This window comes from Bacillus sp. SG-1 (genome assembly GCF_000181495.1).
In the GTDB taxonomy this organism is placed as follows: Bacteria; Bacillota; Bacilli; order Bacillales; family Bacillaceae_B; genus Rossellomorea.
Window position 1 is genome coordinate 77,478 of record NZ_ABCF01000006.1, and the last position, 17,980, is coordinate 95,457.

The window sequence follows — 17,980 nt, forward strand, 5'->3', positions numbered from 1 at the left end:
ATGAAGAATACCCGTCCGAAAAAAGCGAACATATTTTCTTTTTTGCTTATAGTTTCTTATAATGAAGGAAGGAGAATGAGAAAAGGAGAGTGAGTGCTCATGTCGTTTGTTCACTTGCAGGTGTCAAGCGCTTTCAGTTTATTGTCGAGCACAGCTTCGGTCAAATCGCTTGTACATAAAGCTGTACAGCATAACTATCGTGCAATGGCCATCACGGATCGGAATGTGATGTACGGGGTCATTCCGTTTTATCAGGAATGCAGGAAAAATAATATTAAGCCGATCATCGGAATGACGGCGGATGTAATGAGCGAAAGGGAAGAAAGAAGTTTCCCTCTTGTTCTGCTTGCAAAAAATAATGCAGGTTATCAAAACCTGTTGAAAATTTCAAGCGTGATTGGGACTAAATCTCCCGAAGGCATCCCTTATAAATGGCTGAAAGGCTATGGGGAAGGCCTGATTGGAATAACTCCGGGAGGTAAAGGAGAGATAGAGCAGCATTTACTGGCAGGTGACATTAACCAAGCGGAAGATGTTGTTCATAGAATGCAGCAGGTATTTGGCGAAGAATCCTTCTTTCTTTCACTGCAGAATCATGGGCTTGAAGATGACAGAAAGATAGAGGATGGGATAGAAAAGCTGAAACAAAAGCTGTCTATCAGACAAGTTGTGACGAACGATGTCCAGTTTGTAGAGAAAGAGGATGCTTTCGCTCACGAATGCCTTCTTGCCATTAGGGATGGAGTCAAGTTAGCGGATGATGACCGGGAAATCCTGCCTAATGATCAGTACTACTTCAAAAGCCGGGATGAGATGCTTGATTTATTTGGCAGCCACGTGGATGCCTTGGAAAATACGATGAAGGTAGCCAATCAGTGTAATGTGGAGATAGCCTTTAATCAAAATCTGCTGCCTAAATATCCGCTGCCAGCTGGTGAAGAGGCTGATCAATATCTCCATGGAGTTTGTATGCAAGGTCTTAAGGAAAGAGGATTGGAAAATATCCCTGACTATTTAGATAGGTTGGAATATGAATTGACAGTGATTCAAAAGATGAACTTCAGTGATTACTTCCTTATTGTCTGGGATTTTATGAAGTATGCGAAGGATCAGCATATTTTAACAGGTCCGGGAAGGGGCTCCGCTGCAGGTTCTCTTGTTGCATATGCCTTGAGGATAACGGACGTTGACCCAATTAAGCACGGCTTGTTATTTGAAAGATTCTTGAATCCTGAAAGAATCTCCATGCCGGATATCGACATCGACTTTCCCGATTACCGCAGGGAAGAAGTCATTGAATATGTGCATAAAAAGTACGGAGACCTGCATGTAGCACAAATCATCACGTTCGGGACCCTTGCTGCCAAAGCAGCTCTCCGGGATACTGCGAGAGTCTTTGGTTTCAACTCAAAGGAATTGGAACAGCTTTCAAAGTTCATTCCTTCACGCCCTGGTTCCTTGAAATCCGTATATGATGAATCGGCTGACTTTCGTAATTTCATAAATGAATCACAGCATAAACAGAGATTGTTCCAGACGGCGCTTAAACTCGAAGGACTGCCGAGACACGCTTCCACACACGCCGCGGGTGTCATCATCAGTGAAAGGCCGCTCGTTGACTTGATCCCAATACAGGCAGGACAGGGAAATGTCCATCTGACTCAATACCCAATGGAAATACTCGAAGAAATCGGTCTGTTGAAAATGGACTTTCTTGGTCTTAGGAACTTAACAATTCTTGACAGGATTGTTGCTTCGATAAGAAAGGGGACTGGAAAGAGGCTGTCTTTAGATGACCTTCCCCAGAATGATGAGAAGACGTTTGACCTGCTCAGCCAGGGAAGGACGGACGGAGTATTCCAGCTTGAATCGGATGGAATGAAGAATGTCCTTGTCAAGCTGAGACCGAATTCTTTTGAAGACATCGTGGCAGTCAACGCATTATTCAGGCCGGGCCCTATGGAAAACATTCCATTATTCATTTCAAGGAAGCATGGGGAGGAAACGATCGAATATCCTCATCCCGATTTAAAAGAAATCCTGGGGGTCACGTACGGAGTCATCGTTTACCAGGAACAAATCATGCAAATTGCTTCCAAGATGGCTGGTTTTAGTTTGGGAGAAGCCGATCTGCTCAGAAGGGCGGTCAGTAAGAAGAAAAGGGAAGTCCTGGACAGTGAACGGAAACACTTTATAGATGGTGCGTTGAATAAAGGGTATTCTTTTGAAACTGCACAGGAAATTTATGATTTAATCGTACGGTTCGCGAATTACGGGTTTAATCGTTCGCATGCTGTCGCCTATAGTATGATTGCTTACCAGCTTGCTTATTTGAAAGCAAATTATCCATCCTACTTTCTTGCAGCGCTGCTTACTTCAGTCATAGGAAATGACACGAAAGTTTCTCAATACATCCGTGAAGCCAAGCAGAATGATATCAATATCCTTCCTCCTTCCATAAACCTCAGCCAGTTTCCTTTTAAAGTGGAAAAAGGGGGGATTCGATACAGTCTTGGAGCCGTTAGAGGTGTAGGTGCTGCAGCTTTAAAGGAAATCTATCAGGAACGGCAGGAAAAACCTTTTGTAGATTTGTTTGATTTCTGTTTAAGGGTCTCTCTCAAGGCAGTGAATAGAAAGACACTGGAAGCTCTGGTGTTTTCAGGGGCACTCGATGATTTCGGAGTAGACCGGTCAACCCTGCTGGCCTCACTGGACGTAGCCCTTGAACATTCCGAATTGGTCCGCCCTCAGGATCAGGATTATGATTTATTTCAGGAAGAGGAAGCTTTCTTCTTAAAACCGAAGTACACAGAAGTTGAAGATATGCCGCTTGAAAAAAAACTTGAATACGAAAAGCAGGTTCTCGGATTGTACCTTTCCGACCATCCTGTATCACCTTTTGAAAGCTTGTTCAAAAACGTATCTGCCATCGACCTCTTTGACCTGGAGGCAGGTAACAAAAACATCCGGGTGGGTGTCTACCTTACAGCAGTCAAGACGATCCGGACAAAAAAAGGGGAAGTGATGGCCTTCATTACAATGAGCGATTCAAGTGGTGAAATGGAAGGTGTCATTTTTCCGAATGCATTCAGGCACTATACTGCCTCCGTCAAAGAAGGGAATATTGTCATGATGGAAGGTTCCGTTGAAGAACGGAATGATAAAATGCAGCTCTTGGTCAATAAAGTATATAGTATGGACGAAGTAAAGGACCTGTCGGAAGAAATCAACAAAAAGCTCTACTTGAAAATAAAGCATACTTCAGGAGATGAGTTTGCTGCCGTGAAAGGGACTTTAAGAAAGTATAAAGGGAGGGTCCCTGTCATTATCCATTTTGATACGGAAAGCAGGACTGTACAGCTTCCGAACAATCAGTGGGTGAACCCGACAGCCCAATGCATGCAAGAGTTGAGGAAGATATTAGGAGAAAAAAATACGATATTGAAATAAACATTTAAGAAAAAGTGACCACTTAAATTAATAATATATCCTTTACTTACATCAATATTTATTATATTGTTTAAAGGGAAAAGGGTGGTCAGACCACCTCTCCCGTTATAATTATTAAGGTATTTACCAGGATATTCTATTTGGGCTGTTCTTTTGTTGGAAAAAGGGTTTGTTGGAGCAATAGGCTTACGACCCCTGCTGCGGAAATCAAAAAATCCATTCCTAACAAGTTCAGATCACCAGTTAACTAAACGCAAATGCAGATACTTAAGGAGTGAACCAGCTTGTCATTACGTGAAGAAGCGTTGCACATGCACCGGGTAAACCAGGGAAAATTAGAGTCAAAATCAAAAGTGGAAGTCAAAAATGCAAAAGATTTAAGTCTGGCTTATTCTCCAGGTGTAGCGGAACCATGTAAAGTGATTTACGACAAACCTGAAACTGTTTATGAATATACGATGAAAGGCAATATGGTGGCGGTTGTATCCGATGGGACAGCTGTGCTTGGCCTTGGGAATATCGGACCAGCAGCGGCTCTTCCGGTCATGGAAGGGAAAGCAGTATTATTCAAAAGTTTTGCCGGAGTAGATGCATTCCCAATCTGTCTCGATACCAATGATGTGGACAAGATCGTTGAGACGGTCAAATTAATGGAACCGACATTTGGCGGTGTGAACTTGGAAGATATCGCTGCACCAAATTGCTTTGTCATAGAAGAACGGTTAAAAAAAGAAACAAATATCCCGATTTTCCATGATGATCAGCACGGAACAGCGATCGTTACGGTAGCTGGACTCGTTAATGCCTTGAAGATCGTCGAAAAAAAGATGTCGGAAATCAAAGTTGTGGCAAATGGGGCCGGGGCAGCAGGTATTGCCATTATCAAGCTCCTGCACAACTATGGCGTTCGCGATATTGTCATGTGTGATACACGGGGAGCCATTTATGAAGGCCGCCCGAACGGCATGAATGATATCAAGAATGAAGTAGCTAAATTCACCAACCGTGACCGTGTTGAAGGCGGTCTGGAGGATGTCATCAAGGATGCGGATGTATTCATCGGGGTATCGGTTGCCGGAGCACTGACAGAAGAAATGGTGAGCTCCATGAACGAAGATCCGGTTATTTTTGCCATGGCTAACCCTGTACCGGAAATCATGCCTGAGAAGGCTAAAGCAGCAGGAGCCAAAGTGGTGGGAACAGGCCGTTCGGACTTCCCGAACCAAGTAAACAATGTCTTGGCGTTTCCTGGTATCTTCAGGGGAGCTCTCGATGTACGGGCTACCCACATCAATGAAAAAATGAAGCAGGCAGCAGTAGAAGCGATAGCCGCGCTGGTGGATGAAAAGGACTTGAATGAGGACTATGTCATCCCTGCACCATTTGATGCTCGTGTAGCACCGGCTGTTGCGGCAGCGGTCGCTCAAGCGGCGATGGAGACCGGTGTTGCAAGGCAGAAGGTCGACCCTGAAGAAGTCCGGAAAAAAACCGAACAACTTGCAGTCATTGGAAAGGGTGAATAACCCAACCAATGGACTCACCAAAACCTAATTCTAAGATCTTCATTGAAATCGTAAATAGAATCAGGGATATGATCTCCGAAGATGGCTTGCAGCCTGGAGATAAAATTCCTTCTGAAAGAGAGTTGTCAGAACGCCTGAAAGCAGGGCGTTCTTCTATTAGAGAAGCTTTAAGGGCCTTGGAGCTTTTAGGCCTCATTGAAACAAGGCGCGGAGAAGGCACCTTCCTAAAAGATTTCAGGAACCATCGCCTAGTGGAGCTGCTGGGCACTTTTATCCTGAAAGAAGGGCAGGCAAGGGACGACGTTTTGCTTACAAAAGAATGGCTGGAAAAAGAAAGCTTGAGAACCATCCTCCATTCTGAATTGAGCTTGAGACCCCTTCAACAGTGCCTGGATTCGGATGATCTGCAGACAGTAGACAGCTTCTTGAAGAAAATCATCCATCAATCCAATAATCTGCTGGCGGAAAAGATTTGGTATATACTCTCCCAATATGGAGCAATGGTGCAGAAAGCAGTCCCAATGGATGAACACTATAGAAAAGCTTGTATGGGGCTCATCGATTCTCTGCAAGCAAAACAAGAAGAGAAGATGTGGGAATACTATTATTCCTTGAAAAATGATCCGGCTGACATTTAGGCAGTGTGGAAAGTTGTCGAGAAGACGACGACATGTTCCTACATCTTTTTTGCTCCAAGTAATGTAGAGTGAATGAAAAGCAAGTCCAAATGCAAATCCATTCTCAGTATAAAATATAGTTCGCCCTTTAAGGGCAGACGCAAATAGTATAGTAATTAAGGAGGTTTCACTAGTGCTTAAGGATCTTTTTGTTAAAACGAAAAAGAAGAAGTACGCAACCATCCCCTCCGATGCGGCAAAACAAGACGTACCGGAAGGAATCATGACAAAGTGTCCTGACTGTAAAAAAATCATGTATACGAAAGAGCTGCAAAAAAACCTGAAAGTTTGCCTGCATTGTGGGTTTCATCACCGAATGAGCGCCTTCGAACGTTCCGACAGCTTTTTCGATGAGGGCACTTTTGAAGAATTGGATGCCGGGTTAATATCAGAGAATCCATTGAATTTTCCTGACTACATAGAAAAATTGGAAAAAGACCGTGAAAAAACGAATATTAATGAGGCTGTGGTAACAGGCACAGGTAAAGTGAATGGGTGTGACGCTGTGGCCGCAATCATGGATTCCCGGTTCCGGATGGGAAGCATGGGCTCAGTTGTGGGTGAGAAAATCACAAGAGCAATTGAAGAGGCAGATAGAAGAAGCTGCCCATTCATCATCTTCACGGCATCAGGCGGAGCGAGAATGCAGGAGGGAGTCTTGTCCCTGATGCAGATGGCCAAAACGTCTGTGGCGTTAAAAAGATTCAGTGATAATGGCGGCTTGTTCATCTCCATAATGACCCACCCGACAACGGGGGGAGTTTCAGCGAGTTTTGCCTCTCTGGGAGACTATAACTTTGCCGAACCAGGGGCACTGATAGGCTTCGCTGGAAGAAGAATCATCGAACAGACGATCAGGGAAGATTTGCCTGAAGATTTCCAAACGGCAGAGTTCCTCTTAAAGCATGGCCAATTGGATGATGTTATTTCACGCTTGGATTTAAAAGAGAAGATCTCAACTATCCTGGAGATCCATCAATGGGACGGTGAACTGACATGGTAAATGAAATGGAATTTGAAAAACCAGTAGTGCAGTTAAGGAATAAGATTTCCGAACTGAAGGAATTTACGCAGAAATCGGATGTGGACCTTTCCTCTGAAATCGAAAAACTGGAAAACCGTCTGCAAAAGCTTGAGAGTGATCTTTATGAAAATATGAAACCTTGGGACAGGGTTCAAGTTGCGAGACATCCCAATAGACCGACAACCCTTGATTATATCAGTCATCTATTTACCGACTTCCATGAGATGCATGGGGACCGGCTTTATGGCGAGGATGAAGCCATCGTTGCCGGGATTGCTAAGTTCAATGACCTTCCTGTGACGGTCATCGGCCATCAACGTGGAAAGGATACGAAAGAAAATATCCGCCGCAACTTTGGGATGCCTCATCCTGAGGGATACCGAAAAGCTTTGAGACTGATGAAACAGGCTGATAAGTTTGGAAGACCGATTATCTGCTTCATTGATACTAAGGGGGCATACCCGGGGAAAGCTGCCGAAGAACGTGGGCAGAGTGAAGCCATTGCACGCAACCTGTTCGAGATGGCAGGCTTAAGTGTTCCGGTCATCTGTATTGTCATCGGTGAAGGCGGGAGTGGTGGAGCTCTTGCCTTGGGAGTGGGGAACCATATTCATATGCTGGAGAACTCTACCTATTCCGTTATTTCGCCTGAGGGTGCAGCTGCACTCCTATGGAAAGATTCAACACAGGCGAAAAGGGCTGCTGAAACAATGAAAATCACTGCACCTGACTTGAAAGAACTGGGTGTCATCGATGAGATCATCCCGGAAGTAAAAGGCGGGGCGCATAAGGACGTTCAAGTACAAGCTCTCAGCATTGGTGTCGTGATTAAAGCTTCTTTGGAACAATTGGTATCGCAGAGTCCGGAGCAATTAATCCAATCCCGTTATGAAAAATATAAATTAATGGGTCAATATACTGTTTTAGATGAATATACAGGGGTAAATTCTTAAGCGTGGAAACTTTTCCACGCTTTTGCTTTTTTTTGGGACAGAGGACATTTTAGACAGCAGGCTGCAATGTAAACGCATTATTTTACAATGAAACGCTTTCACTATTTTGATAATTTCGTCTTTAAAGAATAACACGCTATATTCATTGTTCGCTGTCAATCTTCATGTTATTTTAGAAATAATCCATAGGTGTTTTGCCTATAATAGTAAGTGTTGAATCTGTTTCCCCGAAACTCTTCTTTATTGCACCCCAAAAGGAACAATACTAAATTTACTATACATAGAGACTTAATAAGAGGTGGTTATTTATGAAAAGAATAGGTGTATTGACAAGCGGCGGAGATTCGCCTGGCATGAACGCTGCTGTACGCGCGGTCGTAAGACAGGCCATTTATCAGGATATTGAAGTCTACGGTATCTATCAGGGATATAACGGCTTGATCAACGGTAATATCAAGAAGCTTGAACTTGGGTCTGTCGGTGATATCATTCACCGCGGAGGAACAATGTTGTACACAGCCCGCTGTGAAGAATTCAAGACAAAGGAAGGTCAGAAAAAGGGGATTGAACAGCTTAATAAGCATGGCATCGAGGGCTTGGTCGTTATCGGCGGAGACGGCTCTTACCGCGGAGCGAAAGCCTTGACGGAATTGGGATACCCTTGTGTTGGCGTACCGGGTACGATTGACAATGACATTCCTGGCACTGAATACACAATCGGGTTTGATACAGCATTGAATACCGTTATCGATGCAATCGATAAAATCCGCGATACCGCTACATCCCATGAAAGAACATTCATCATTGAGGTAATGGGACGAAATGCCGGAGACCTTGCGCTTTGGTCCGGACTTGCAGGCGGAGCGGAAACAATTCTTATTCCGGAAGACAAGCATGACATGGATGATATTGCCCGCCGTCTGAAAAAAGGCCAGGAGCGCGGCAAGAAGCACAGTATCATTGTAGTTGCTGAAGGTGTAATGAGCGGAAATGAATTTGCTGCCAGACTGAAAGAAGAAACGAATCTTGAAACTCGTGTATCCGTGCTGGGCCATATTCAGCGTGGAGGCACCCCGACTGCATCCGACCGTGTGCTTGCGAGCCGATTGGGGTCACGTGCAGTGGACCTGCTTGCGGAAGGCAAGGGCGGCAGAGCAGTCGGAATCGAGAAGAACCAGCTGGTTGATTACGATATCATTGAAGCATTAGCTAAGGAACATGTGGTAGATTTAAATATGTATAAACTTTCTAAAGAGTTGTCTATCTAATAGAGTTTGCAGATGGGTTTAATATGACAGGAATATCCAGGAGGGCATGTAGTAATGAGAAAAACGAAAATTGTATGTACCATTGGACCGGCAAGTGAATCGGTTGAAAAATTAACAGAACTAATTGAAGCAGGAATGAATGTAGCACGCCTCAATTTCTCACATGGTGACCATGAAGAACATGGTGCCAGAATTCAAAACATCCGGACAGCTTCCGAAAAGACAGGCAAGACTGTAGGGATCCTGTTGGATACGAAAGGTCCCGAAATCCGTACGAACAACATGGAGAACGGGTCCATCGAGCTTGAGAAAGGTTCTGAAGTTATCGTTTCCATGAAAGAAGTACTGGGAACACAAGAGAAATTCTCTATCACATACGAGAGCTTGATTGATGATGTGGAAGAGGGATCTAAAATCCTTTTGGATGACGGATTAATCGGCCTTGAAGTTCTTTCTCTTGATAAAGCTGCAGGAGAAATCAAGACAAAAGTACTTAACTCGGGAACGCTAAAGAACAAAAAAGGCGTGAATGTTCCTGGAGTATCTGTAAATCTGCCTGGAATCACTGAGAAGGATGCCAAGGATATCATTTTCGGAATCGAGCAAGGTGTTGATTTCATCGCAGCTTCATTCGTTCGCCGTGCTTCAGATGTTTTGGAAATCCATCAGCTGTTGGAAGATCATAATGCAGGAGATATCCAAATCATCCCTAAAATCGAAAACCAGGAAGGTGTCGACAATATCGATGAAGTACTGGAAGTTTCTGATGGTCTAATGGTCGCTCGTGGTGATCTTGGAGTGGAAATCCCAGCAGAAGAAGTTCCTCTTGTACAAAAAGCATTGATCAAAAAATGTAATGCACTGGGCAAGCCGGTTATCACAGCAACTCAAATGCTTGACTCCATGCAGCGCAATCCGCGTCCGACAAGAGCGGAAGCAAGTGACGTTGCAAATGCAATCTTTGACGGCACGGATGCAATCATGCTTTCAGGGGAAACAGCAGCCGGTGTTTACCCTGTAGAAGCTGTTCAGACAATGCATAACATCGCGTCCCGTGCAGAAACGGCATTGGATTATAAAGAAATCCTATCCAACCGCAGCAAAGACACAGGTCATAACATGACAGATGCTATCGGGCAATCCGTTGCACACACAGCTATCAACCTTTCTGTGAATGCCATCGTGGCACCGACAGAAAGCGGCCATACAGCAAAAATGATCTCAAAATACCGTCCAAAAGCACCAATCATCGCGGTAACGGCAAATGATTCTGTTTCCCGTAAGCTAGCATTGGCTTGGGGCGTATATTCGCAAAAAGGCAGAAAAGTGGCCACTACAGATGAAATGTTGGAAATGGCAGTTGAAGAAAGTGTCAATTCCGGTATGATTACTCACGGTGACCGCATCATCATCACGGCGGGTGTGCCTATCGGTGAGTCCGGCACAACCAACCTTATGAAAATCCACGTAGTTGGCGATATCCTTGCAAAAGGCCAGGGAATCGGACGCAAAACGGCATTCGGGAAAGCGGTAGTTGCAAAAAATGCAGCCGAAGCCAATGAGAAAGTCAAGCCTGGTTCTATACTTGTGACAGTAGGCAGCGACAAAGATATGGTCCCTGCACTTGAAAAATGCTCTGCATTGATTACAGAAGAAGGCGGCCTGACAAGCCATGCTGCAGTCGTTGGAATCAATATCGGCATTCCGGTCATCGTTGGAGTGGAAAATGCTATGTCCATTCTAAAAGATGGACAGGAAATCACAGTTGATTCCTCTAGAGGTGTCATCTACGACGGACATGCAAGTGTACTATAATATATATTTTTAAAAGTGATGTCTCCTTGAGGAGACGTCACTTTTTTTGTGAGAAACGTCTTACCTTTCATTTGTTGCAAAATTGTCGCAACCCGTCATCAGTTTGATAGGGCTGAATATGATATAATAAAGACAGGTCGTCCACTAAAATGGGGGTATCAAGTAATGAAATATATGCTTTTCTTTTTGATCGTAGTGCCTGCGCTTGAAATTGGGCTGTTGATCCTTTCAGGGCAGACATTTGGAGTACCCGCAACAATTCTGATGATCATTGCCACTGGTGTGCTGGGGGCTTTCCTGGCAAAGAAACAAGGTCTCCAGGCCATTAGAAGTGTCCAAGATCAAATCAGGTTTGGCCAGCTTCCTGGAGATGCCATCGTGGATGGATTATGCGTCCTTGTCGGCGGAGTAGTGCTCCTAACTCCCGGATTCATAACCGATGCCATAGGGTTCCTTTTGTTATTCCCGCAAACCAGAAAAGTGATCAAACCGTTCATTCTTAAATTGTTTAGAAAATGGATTGATAACGGCAACGTTATTATATATCGATAATAGGAAAAAGCTCCGTTCAACTTGAATGGAGCTTTTTTTTGTGATTTGGACTCTTATAGAGGGATGTAGGTAAAGAAATTGTCCGGGCAAGTGGGGAGTGGCTATAGGAGGGGTCTAAAGTCCAAAAGGCCGTTAAATTAAGGTGAAAAGTACCTCTAGAGAAGTTCTAGAGACACAAAAGGAATGGAAACAAGAGAGAAAGTGCCTCTAAGAAGATTAGAGAGGCAAAGATCTCTCCAGAGCCGAAAAATTAGCCACCAAGGCAATCATCTCCTACAAAAAAACTCTCCAGTAAACTTTAACCAGACTGTACAGTCAGTAATCAAAGCATCTGAAGAGTAATAGAAAAAACTATTCTGTTATCTTCGGCTTACCTATAATGAATGCCCACAAGTCCTGGAATACACCTGCGTTTCTTAAGGTTGATAGAATCACCAGGGTAACAGGACCAAGAATAAGTCCGAGAAAACCAACTAATTTGAAACCTACAAAAAGGGCGATCAATGTTGCCAAAGGGTCCAATCCGATGCTGGATGACAGCACTTTGGGTTCCATGATTTGCCGTTGAACGACAACAACCAGGTAGAGCACACCAAGTCCCACCCCCAGTCCGATATTTCCCGTGATCAACTCATAAATGATCCAAGGGACGAACACCGCGCCGGTACCTAGATAAGGGAGGATGTCAACTAACCCGGTAACCAGTGCGATCGTGATGGCGTAGTCGACTCTAAGAATCAAAAGGCCAATCAGGACGATGACCGCTGTAATCGATATTAAGGTGAATTGTGCGCGGATAAATCCAAACAATGCTTTCTTTAAATCGTGGAACACTCTTCTGCCGCTTGTTGCCGCTTTTACAGGCACATATTTTGAAAACTTTTCAGAAAGATGATACCAGTCTTTGCTGATAAAGAAAGTGGCCAGGGCGGAAAAAATCAAAACAGTAGCCGCATTTGGGATCCAAGAAACAAGGTTTGGCAGTCTTTGGAAGAAATTCTGGAGGAAGTCGCCTGCAGATGAGGCGATCTTTTCACCAGCCGCTTGGATGTTCTCCATGATGGCTCCCTGCTGTCCGGCTTCTAAGTTTTTAAATAGGCCGATAATCTGGTGGTAAAAAGGAATGACTTGTGCCGCAATGAAGTTTTCAAAGTATTCTACAAGTGTTGTTACATGCTGAGGTAATACGTTTGCGAGGTAGTTTGCACCCGAAACGATTTCTGTAATCAGCAATGTAATCAGACCGATGAAAACCCCAATGATCAGGAATAAAGACAAGGCGACAGCCAGGCCGCGCGGCATCTTGGATTTCCTCTCCAGGAAATTTACAATCGGGTTGATGAGAAGGGCAATAACTAATGCGATGATGAATGGGTATGTCACTTTAGATATGTAAAAAACCGCTATTCCCGTTAAAACGATTACCGCTATGACAAATAAAAAGCGTAAGCAGCGGTATAGAAATTCTAAGTTCAAGTATATCCCCCCTGCCGGAATTTTCTATTTATTACTATTATATTTTAGCTGAGGAAAGAAATGAAAGAAAGATTTATCCGGGTGTAAGCTGCATATTCTTTCAATTCCATGTAGTATGCTTGGAAAAATGATTTGAGAAAGTATGGAAAAACATTAGTTTCTCTATATACTATCCTCTTGAAAAAAGTCCTGAGTAAACTACTCACTGATAACATGATAGAATTTGAAGAAGCCGCTCTGGATCTTTAATCTCAATAAGTCTTCCGGATTATTATTCGATATTCGATGGATAAGGAATACTATGTTACGATAGAGATAGAAATGCCGCAGTATATTTTTCTGATAAAATAATTATTACAGAAATTAATCCGTTTTCATTCACAAAAGTCAGATAATTGTTTATAATAGAAAATGAAAGCGCATCCCATTATGCGAATCTGTGTTATATTCAGAATTCATGCTTGGCGAATGTGTGGTACTGTGTTGAGCGAGCGCTCGATAGCGTTGGTTTATAAACAATTATCTTTTGAAACAAGCCTTTTTAAGAGACTATTGTACTCTTGAAAATATGTTCATTTTCATAATGGACGAGTGGCAATAATTCAGATAAAGGAGAGGTTTTTATGACAGCAACTCGAGGATTAGAAGGTGTTGTAGCTACTACGTCTTCAATCAGTTCAATCATTGATGATACCCTTACATATGTTGGATATAACATCGATGATTTAACAAACAATGCCAGCTTCGAAGAAATAATCTATCTATTATGGAATCTTAAATTGCCTACTGCTTCAGAGCTTGATGCGCTGAAAAAGGATCTAGCAGAAAATGCAGCACTTCCTAAGGAAGTAATCGAGCATTTTAAGATGTACCCTATCAAAGACGTTCACCCTATGGCTGCTCTAAGATCGGCAGTTTCTTTACTTGGCTTATACGATGAGGAAGCCGACGTAATGGAAGAAGGAGCAAATTTCCGCAAAGCCGTTCGTCTTCAAGCTAAAATCCCGACAATTGTTACATCATTCGCCCGCATCAGAAGCGGAAAAGAGCCAATCGCTCCAAGAACAGACCTTGGATTCGCTGCGAATTTCCTATATATGCTTACAGGGAATGAGCCTGCTGATATCGAAGTTGAAGCATTCAATAAAGCCCTTGTTCTTCATGCGGACCATGAGCTGAATGCATCCACTTTCACAGCACGTGTATGTGTAGCGACTCTGTCAGATGTTTATTCTGGAGTTACTGCAGCCATCGGCGCGTTGAAGGGTCCTCTTCATGGCGGTGCCAACGAGCAGGTTATGAAAATGCTTACTGAAATCGATTCAGTAGACAATGTGGAATCCGTAATCCGCGAAAAGCTTGCTAATAAAGAAAAAATCATGGGCTTCGGCCACCGTGTATACCAGCAGGGTGATCCAAGAGCGAAACACTTGAAAGAGATGTCCAAGAAGCTGACTGAACTAAGAGGCGAAAGCAAATATTATGAAATGTCCACGAAGATTGAAGAAATCGTGACATCTGAAAAAGGTTTGCCGCCAAATGTTGATTTCTACTCTGCTTCTGTCTATCACAGCCTTGGAATCGATCATGACTTGTTCACACCGATTTTTGCGGTCAGCAGGGTTTCTGGATGGCTTGCTCATATCCTTGAACAGTATTCCAACAACCGCCTGATCCGTCCTCGTGCGGATTACATTGGTCCAGGAAAACAAGCGTATGTTCCTGTAGAGCAGCGCGGTTAATATTTTACAAAAAGCTTAATATCTGGTGTAATGACAATGGAAAAGGCTTTATTTTTCAAGGAGCCTTTTCCGTCAACAATAATAAAGCGGGTCTGATTCCAAAGGTTTTCATGCCTTTTATCAGTCCCTTTAATCATGAATTTGGAGGTAATAGTATGTCTGAAGGTCAAAAAATTACTGTTGAAAATGGTAGCTTGAATGTACCAAATAACCCAATCGTTCCTTTCATCGAAGGTGACGGAACGGGTCCTGATATCTGGGCTTCTGCTTCCCGCGTTTTGGATGCAGCAGTTGAAAAAGCATATAACGGTGAGCGCAAGCTTGTCTGGAAAGAAGTATTAGCTGGAGAAAAGGCCTACAATCAAACTGGCGAGTGGCTTCCAAGCGAAACACTTGATGCAGTGCGCGAGTACTTCATCGCAATCAAAGGACCTCTAACAACACCTATCGGAGGCGGTATCCGTTCATTGAACGTTGCACTTCGTCAAGAGTTGGATTTGTTCACATGTCTTCGTCCGGTACGTTACTTTGAAGGTGTACCTTCTCCAGTAAAACGCCCTGAAGATACAGACATGGTTATCTTCCGTGAAAACACTGAAGATATTTATGCAGGTATTGAGTATGCCAAAGGTTCTGATGAAGTGAAAAAGATCATCTCTTTCCTTCAAAATGAAATGGGTGCAAACAAAATCCGTTTCCCAGAAACTTCCGGTATCGGTATCAAACCTGTATCTGAAGAAGGGACAAAGCGTCTGGTACGTGCGGCAATCAACTATGCTATCTCAGAAGGCCGTAAGTCTGTAACACTTGTACATAAAGGCAACATCATGAAGTTTACTGAAGGTGCCTTCAAGAACTGGGGTTACGAACTTGCTGAACAAGAATTCGGTGAAAAAGTATTCACATGGGCTGAATATGACCGCATTAAAGATGAAAAAGGCACTGACGCTGCAAACCAAGCACAATCTGAAGCAGAAGCAGCTGGCAAGATCATCGTGAAAGATGCAATCGCTGATATCTTCTTACAACAAATCCTGACTCGCCCAGCAGAGTTCGATGTAGTAGCAACAATGAACTTGAACGGTGACTATATCTCTGACGCCCTTGCTGCACAAGTTGGAGGTATCGGAATCGCTCCTGGAGCAAATATTAACTATGATACTGGACATGCAATCTTTGAAGCGACTCATGGTACAGCACCTAAATATGCAGGATTGGATAAAGTTAACCCATCTTCAGTCATCCTATCCGGTGTACTTATGCTTGAACACCTTGGCTGGAATGAAGCTGCCACATTGATTACAAAATCAATGGAGAAAACGATTGCATCTAAAGTTGTAACATATGATTTCGCTCGTCTAATGGACGGTGCTACAGAAGTTAAATGTTCTGAGTTTGGTAATGCATTAATTGAAAATATGTAATACATTCCATTCATTTGGATGAAAACAAGTCGGCTTGCATTTATGCAAGCCTTCTCTGTTAACACACACTATGAAACTGGGGGCGATTCTTGTGGCAATCAGACGTAAGAAAATTTCTGTTATCGGCGGAGGATTCACAGGAGCTACAACCGCACTTATGCTTGCACAGAAAGAGCTTGGTGATGTAGTACTGGTAGATATCCCGCAAATGGAAGACCCTACAAAAGGCAAGGCATTGGATATGGAAGAAGCAAGCCCTGTCCAAGGGTTCGATGCGAAAATCACAGGTACCTCAAACTATGAAGATACGAAGGATTCGGATATCGTCGTAATCACGGCAGGAATTGCCCGTAAGCCGGGCATGAGCCGCGACGACCTAGTGCAGACTAACCAAAAGATCATGAAATCTGTCACTCAGGAAATTGTCAAATATTCTCCTGAAAGTATCATCATCGTTTTGACAAATCCGGTTGATGCGATGACTTACACTGTATTCAAAGAATCAGGATTCCCGAAAAACCGGGTAATCGGCCAATCCGGTGTACTGGATACTGCCCGTTTCCGTACATTTGTTGCCCAGGAATTAAACATATCTATCAAAGATATTACAGGCTTCGTATTAGGCGGTCATGGTGATGACATGGTGCCGCTTGTAAGATACTCATACGCTGGCGGAATCCCGCTTGAAAAATTAATTTCGAAAGACCGCTTGGATGCTATCGTTGAACGTACCCGTAAAGGCGGTGGGGAAATTGTTGGATTGTTAGGAAACGGAAGTGCCTATTACGCTCCGGCGGCTTCTCTTGTACAAATGGTAGAAGCGATCCTCAAAGATCAGCGCAGAGTCATCCCGGCTATCGCTTACCTGGAAGGGGAGTATGGATTCGAAGGAATCTACCTGGGTGTCCCGACCATACTGGGAGGCAACGGCCTTGAGCAGATCATTGAACTCGACTTGGAAGAAGAAGAAAAAGAAGCTCTTTCCAAGTCTGCAGACTCTGTGAAAAATGTTATGGATGTTTTGAAATAATAGTACAGAAAGAAACCGAATTCGCATCTTTGAATTCGGTTTTTTGTTTATTGTGAAAGTGGTGATTTTGAAGAATGAATATGTAATATTAATAGAAAGGAAAAGAAATTTTTTAGTTGAAATATACAGAACATCCTATAGTGACAACAAGCTGGTTTCTATTTCTCTTAGCTTCACCACAACGGTGAATTACTTTAGCTCTTTTTAGGGGGTTAGCAACAAATTCGCATAATTTGCATGTGTTGATTGGAACGGAAGGTGTGTGACCTTCAATTCGACTGCGTTTCCTTCAATCCCTGGCAGGACGCTTTCTCCCTCGACCCTTATATTGCTATAGCCTTTATGATTCTTACGCCTTTTTTCCAATTCCGGAACAGGTTTTGATTTCAGTTTGCCATTTTCCAAAATCAATTCGCGCGGGATGGTCATGGCACCTGCAAACCCCTCTTCCTGTTCAGGCATGTGGCTCTCCCACATATTCATCCAGGCAATCATGATCCTTCTTCCCCAAGGGTCTTCCATTGTTTGCGGAGCGTAAAAGTCAAAGCCATGGTCAAGCAGCTCAAACTCCCCATGCTTCAGGTTGCCCGTCTCATAATCAAGCTGACCGACGACATATCCAGCCTGATGAAGATTATGATAAAGACTGCCTTCAGGCTCCATCCCCTGGGGAGACATCATGAGGATAGTTTGTCCGTCTATCTCAAAAAGGTCGGGACATTCCCACATGAAACCAAAGTTGCCTTCCCCTTTGGCTGCTACATTTACGAACTCCCAATGATAAAGGTCTTCCGAGCGGTATAGAAGTACCTGTCCTGCATGTTCCTTTGTACGTGAACCAAGGACACAGTAGTAATGATCTCCTTTTTTCCAAACCTTTGGATCCCTAAAATGATAGGGATGGATATCGCCTTCAGGAGCTGGATCTATGACCGGATTTTCAGTACCTTTTCAAACGTAATTCCATCCTCACTGACAGCAGGGCCTGCACCTGATAAGATCCTTATCATGATCTGGACTGTCCACTGATTTCCTGTATACATCAA

At 43.6% G+C, this 17,980-nt stretch carries 13 protein-coding genes; 11 read left to right on the forward strand and 2 right to left on the reverse strand.

All coding sequences use genetic code 11. The annotated features are described in order from the left end of the window. Positions 1-99: 99 nt before the first annotated feature. The 8 genes from dnaE to BSG1_RS06555 all read left to right on the forward strand — a co-directional run bounded on the left by dnaE (position 100) and on the right by BSG1_RS06555 (position 11,262). Positions 100-3,450: a DNA polymerase III subunit alpha gene (dnaE, locus tag BSG1_RS06520; RefSeq protein WP_044022515.1), complete on the forward strand. Its 3,351-nt coding sequence runs from the start codon at positions 100-102 to the stop codon at positions 3,448-3,450. A 284-nt stretch (positions 3,451-3,734) separates the two neighbouring features. Then, entirely contained in the window at positions 3,735-4,973 is a 1,239-nt protein-coding gene (locus tag BSG1_RS06525; RefSeq protein ID WP_044022516.1) for an NAD(P)-dependent malic enzyme, read from the forward strand. Between the two features lie 8 nt (positions 4,974-4,981). Beyond that, positions 4,982-5,611, forward strand: coding sequence for a FadR/GntR family transcriptional regulator (locus BSG1_RS06530; protein WP_006836171.1), 630 nt, complete (start codon positions 4,982-4,984; stop codon positions 5,609-5,611). A 172-nt stretch (positions 5,612-5,783) separates the two neighbouring features. Further along, positions 5,784-6,653 (forward strand): acetyl-CoA carboxylase, carboxyltransferase subunit beta, encoded by an 870-nt coding sequence (accD, locus tag BSG1_RS06535; RefSeq protein WP_006836172.1) that lies wholly within the window; start codon positions 5,784-5,786, stop codon positions 6,651-6,653. Next, complete coding sequence (gene accA, locus BSG1_RS06540) at positions 6,647-7,627, forward strand: acetyl-CoA carboxylase carboxyl transferase subunit alpha (RefSeq protein ID WP_006836173.1); 981 nt, start codon at positions 6,647-6,649, stop codon at positions 7,625-7,627. Before accD ends, accA begins: the two co-directional genes overlap by 7 nt. Positions 7,628-7,935: 308 nt before the next feature. Next, the gene (pfkA, locus tag BSG1_RS06545) at positions 7,936-8,895 is read left to right on the forward strand and encodes a 6-phosphofructokinase (protein ID WP_006836174.1); all 960 of its coding nucleotides are present in this window, start codon (positions 7,936-7,938) and stop codon (positions 8,893-8,895) included. 54 nt (positions 8,896-8,949) lie between these two features. Further along, entirely contained in the window at positions 8,950-10,710 is a 1,761-nt protein-coding gene (pyk, locus tag BSG1_RS06550; protein ID WP_006836175.1) for a pyruvate kinase, read from the forward strand. Between the two features lie 165 nt (positions 10,711-10,875). Then, positions 10,876-11,262 carry an FxsA family protein gene (locus tag BSG1_RS06555; RefSeq protein ID WP_006836176.1) on the forward strand — a complete coding sequence of 129 codons (387 nt, stop codon included), beginning with the start codon at positions 10,876-10,878 and terminating at the stop codon, positions 11,260-11,262. A gap of 351 nt (positions 11,263-11,613) precedes the next feature. On the opposite strand, the gene ytvI is transcribed toward BSG1_RS06555, so the two are convergent. Then, positions 11,614-12,738, reverse strand: a complete 1,125-nt coding sequence (ytvI, locus tag BSG1_RS06560; RefSeq protein ID WP_044022517.1) for a sporulation integral membrane protein YtvI — start codon at positions 12,736-12,738, stop codon at positions 11,614-11,616. A gap of 623 nt (positions 12,739-13,361) precedes the next feature. On the opposite strand from ytvI, the gene citZ reads away from it, so the two are divergent. From citZ to mdh, 3 genes are all read left to right on the forward strand, one after another. Then, a complete protein-coding gene (gene citZ, locus BSG1_RS06565) occupies positions 13,362-14,480 on the forward strand; it encodes a citrate synthase (RefSeq protein WP_006836178.1) in 1,119 nt (372 codons plus the stop codon). A 155-nt stretch (positions 14,481-14,635) separates the two neighbouring features. Then, entirely contained in the window at positions 14,636-15,904 is a 1,269-nt protein-coding gene (gene icd / locus BSG1_RS06570) for an NADP-dependent isocitrate dehydrogenase (RefSeq protein WP_006836180.1), read from the forward strand. Positions 15,905-15,995: 91 nt separating this feature from the next. Continuing rightward, positions 15,996-16,934 carry a malate dehydrogenase gene (gene mdh / locus BSG1_RS06575; protein WP_006836181.1) on the forward strand — a complete coding sequence of 313 codons (939 nt, stop codon included), beginning with the start codon at positions 15,996-15,998 and terminating at the stop codon, positions 16,932-16,934. A gap of 204 nt (positions 16,935-17,138) precedes the next feature. On the opposite strand, the gene BSG1_RS20215 is transcribed toward mdh, so the two are convergent. Next, positions 17,139-17,864, reverse strand: coding sequence for a glycoside hydrolase family 32 protein (locus tag BSG1_RS20215; protein ID WP_332248301.1), 726 nt, complete (start codon positions 17,862-17,864; stop codon positions 17,139-17,141). Between the last annotated feature and the right edge of the window lie 116 nt (positions 17,865-17,980).